The following is a 3,814-nucleotide window of genomic DNA, read 5'->3' as shown; positions in this document are numbered from 1 at the left end:
GCTGGCACACCGAGTGCGTGGCGATGATAAGGGAGTTTTTAAGCGATAAAGAAAATGATAAATTTGAGATCGACATCCACGCTGGCGGCATCGACCTGCTCTTTCCACACCACGAAAATGAGGCAAGCCAGTGCAGATGTGCCTATCATAAAAATTTAAGCAAATACTGGATGCACAATGGCTTTATAAAAGTAAATAACGAAAAGATGAGTAAGAGCCTAAATAACAGCTTTTTCGTAAAGGACGCTCTAAAAAACGTTCATGGCGAAGTTCTTAGATATTACTTACTTACGAGCCATTATAGGGCTCATTTTAACTATTCGGATGAAGATCTAGTAGCTTCAAAAAAGAGACTTGACAAAATTTATCGCCTCAAAAAAAGGGTTGATGGCGTACAAGCTGGCATGGCAAATGAGAGCTTTAAAAATGAGCTACTTGAAGCACTAAGCGATGATCTAAACGCTTCAAAAGCGCTTGCAAGCGTCGATGAGTTTGTAAAAACGGCAAATGAAAGACTTGATAATAATCCAAAAGATAAAGCTTATAAGGCTGAAGTGGTGGCAAATTTAGAGCTGATAGGCGAAATTTTAGGCATTGCTATCACAAACTATGTAGAGTATTTTCAGTTTGGCGTAAGTGACGAGCAAAAAGAGCAGATAAAGAGGCTTCTTGATGAGCGCACGGTAGCTAAAAAAGAGAGAAATTTCGCAAGAGCTGATGAGATAAGAGATGAGCTAGCAAAAATGAATATCTCTATCATGGATACGCCAAATGGCGCAGTTTGGGAGAAAAATAATGAATAACTTTGGCTTAAAAGATGTGCTAAAGCGCTTTGGTCCATATTTTAAAGACTATATCCCACACTTCATCTTTGCCATCATCGGCATGGGGCTTGCCAGTGGCGGAACGGCGGTAAGTGCCTATCTTGTGGAGCCTGTGCTAAATAAAATTTTCGTTGAGAAAAATGAAAAGCTGCTTTATCTACTGCCTTGTGCGATCATCGCTATTTATCTTGTAAAAAATATCGGAACCTTCATGCAGGCCTATTTTACGGCATATATCGGACAAGATACGATTAGGAGATTTCGCGAAAAGCTAGTCGGACACCTCATAAATTTAGATATGGACTTTTTTAACACCTTTAGGACAGGCGAGCTAATAAGCAGAACCATCAACGACATCGACCGCATAAGATCGATAGTCTCAAGCATGATCCCTGAGCTTATAAGAGAATTTATAACGATCATTGGCCTACTTTGTGTCGTCATATATCAAAGCCCAAAGCTGGCGTTTTTTGCCCTCGTGGTCATGCCAGTGGCGATCTATCCAATCTCGCGTCTTGCTAAAAGGATGAAGAAAATTTCAAAGCAGTCGCAAGAAAAAACATCTGACATCACCTCTGCGCTTAGTGAAATTTTTACAAATATCGAGATAATCAAGGCAAATAACGCCCAAAAATACGAGCATTCACGCTTTATCGATGAAAATAATAAATTTTTTAGGCTAAATTTAAAAAGCGTCAAGATCGAGCAGCTAGTAAGCCCGCTAATGGAGACCATAGGCTCGATAGGCGTGGCAGCAGTCATAATAATAGGCGGCAAAGATGTCATCGATGGGCATATAAATATGGGCGCATTTTTTTCATTTTTAACAGCGCTTTTTATGCTCTACACCCCGCTAAAACGTATCGTAAACATCTATAATAGAATGCAAGACGCCATCGCAGCCAGCGAGAGGACCTTTTTCTTGATGGATAAGGTAAGCCAGATAAAAGATGGCCAAAATGAGCTAAACGAAGAGATAAAACTTATCAAATTTAACAACGTCCGCCTAAACTACGGCGACAAAGAGGTTTTAAAAGGGATAAATTTAGAGGCAAATAAGTCAGAATTTATAGCCCTTGTTGGCTCAAGTGGCGGCGGAAAAACCTCACTTATGAATTTGCTTATGAGATTTTACGACGTAAATGGTGGTGAAATTTTGATAAACGGCACAAATTTAAAAGATATCAAAATTCACTCACTTCGCCAAAATATCGGACTTGTAACCCAGCGCGTCTATATCTTTAACGACACAGTTGCTAAAAACGTAGCTTACGGCAGAGAATTTGACGAAGAAGCCGTGATAAACGCACTAAAACTAGCCAATGCCTATGAGTTTGTAAGCAAACTAGATAACGGCATAAACACTATCTTAAATGAATTTGGCACCAACCTCTCAGGCGGTCAAAGACAGCGCATCGCCATAGCAAGAGCACTCTATCAAAATCCACAAATCCTAATCTTTGACGAGGCTACTTCAGCGCTTGATAACGAGAGCGAAAAAGAGATCACAAAGGCGATAAATAATCTAAGAAGCAAGAAGATCATCTTTGTCATCGCTCACCGCTTGAGCACGGTTGAAAATGCCGATAAGATCACAGTTTTGAGTGATGGCAAGATCATTGATAGTGGAAGCGACGAGGAGCTTAGCAAGAGAAATGAAATTTATGCAAAACTTAAGGGCAAAGCCTTAGTTTAAGGCGATTTTTGCTAAGATTTGCAGAAATTTTAGGCATTTTAAAGAGGTTAAAATGAGCTTAAACTACAATACTTTAAAATCTATATTTTTCAAATTTGATCCTGAAACCGCCCACAAAATCGCTGAAGTCGCGATGGTCGGAGCAAATAAAATATTCCCTGGCTCGCTAAGCTTTTTAGCGCACAAATGCGTGGTCGATGACAATGCGCTAAAACAAAATTTATTCTCAAGCACCTACCACAACCCAGTTGGCATAGCTGGCGGCTTTGATAAAAACGCTACGATGTTTGAGGCGCTCACGGCTCTTGGATTTGGGCATTTAGAATTTGGCACATTTACACCAAAACCACAACCTGGCAATGCAAAACCAAGGCTTTTTAGGCTCATAGACGAAGAGAGCATCCAAAATGCAATGGGCTTTAACAACGATGGCTGTGAAGCTATCAAAAATAGAGTAAAAAAGATCTATCCTTTTACCATACCGATCTGGGCAAACATCGGTAAAAACAAAGTTACGCCAAACGAAGATGCGATAAAAGACTATGAAATTTTAGTAAAAGAATTTAGCGAAATTTGCGACACATTTGTCATAAATGTCTCATCGCCAAACACGCCAAATTTAAGAGCGCTTCAAGATGAGAGCTTTATAAAAGAGCTTTTTAGCGTCATTTTGCCACTTACTAAAAAGCCGATCATCTTTAAAATCGCTCCAGACATGAGCCACGAAGATGCGATCAAGCTTTGTAGCTGTGCAGTAGAAAACGGCGCTAGTGGCGTGCTTGTTTCAAATACAAGCGTTGATTATTCGCTCTCTCACTCGTCAAATTTAAAAGATTTTGGCGGACTAAGTGGCAAGGTGATCGCCAAAAAGTCAAAAGATATCTTTAAAGCCGTGGCAGACGAGCTTTATGGCGAGACGACACTTATCGCATGTGGTGGCATAGATAGCGGTGCAGAGGCTTATGAGCGCATAAAAATGGGAGCAAATTTGGTCCAAATTTTTACAAGCTTTATCTTCAAAGGACCAATGATCGCAAGAGATATAAATTTAGAAATTTTAGAGCTTTTAAAAAGAGATGGCTTTGCTTCTATCAGCGAAGCAGTCGGCGCAAACGTTAAAAAATAGAGGGCAAGAGATTGATAAAATTTAATAAATTTAAACTAGAAAATGGACTTGAAATTTATCACGTGCCTGTAAATCCTGGCTCAAAAGTGATAAGCGTCGATGTTTTTTATAAAGTTGGCTCCAGAAACGAAGTGATGGGCAAAAGCGGCATCGCTCACATGCTAGAGC

General features: G+C 39.9%; 3 protein-coding genes and 1 pseudogene. All 4 read left to right on the top strand.

Annotated features, from left to right (window positions below; all coding sequences use genetic code 11):
* Positions 1-803: class I tRNA ligase family protein (locus Q0296_RS02995; protein ID WP_298036369.1), on the top strand; the 803-nt coding region annotated here is incomplete at its 5' end.
* Positions 796-2,520, top strand: coding sequence for an ABC transporter ATP-binding protein (locus tag Q0296_RS02990; protein WP_298036366.1), 1,725 nt, complete (start codon positions 796-798; stop codon positions 2,518-2,520). The genes Q0296_RS02995 and Q0296_RS02990, both read left to right, overlap by 8 nt.
* Positions 2,521-2,572: 52 nt before the next feature.
* On the top strand, positions 2,573-3,646 hold the full coding sequence (locus Q0296_RS02985; RefSeq protein WP_298036364.1) for a quinone-dependent dihydroorotate dehydrogenase: 1,074 nt from the start codon (positions 2,573-2,575) through the stop codon (positions 3,644-3,646).
* 11 nt (positions 3,647-3,657) lie between these two features.
* Positions 3,658-3,814: pseudogene (locus Q0296_RS02980) on the top strand (insulinase family protein); the annotation flags it as partial.

This window comes from uncultured Campylobacter sp. (assembly GCF_937890585.1).
GTDB lineage: Bacteria > Campylobacterota > Campylobacteria > Campylobacterales > Campylobacteraceae > Campylobacter_A.
This window is presented reverse-complemented; position numbering and strand designations above follow the sequence as displayed.

Bases quoted from the DNA above. Each gene is read 5' to 3' on its own strand.
- Q0296_RS02990 (WP_298036366.1), top strand. From the start codon at position 796: ATGAATAACTTTGGCTTAAAAGATGTGCTAAAGCGCTTTGGTCCATAT.
- Q0296_RS02985 (WP_298036364.1), top strand. From the start codon at position 2,573: ATGAGCTTAAACTACAATACTTTAAAATCTATATTTTTCAAATTTGAT.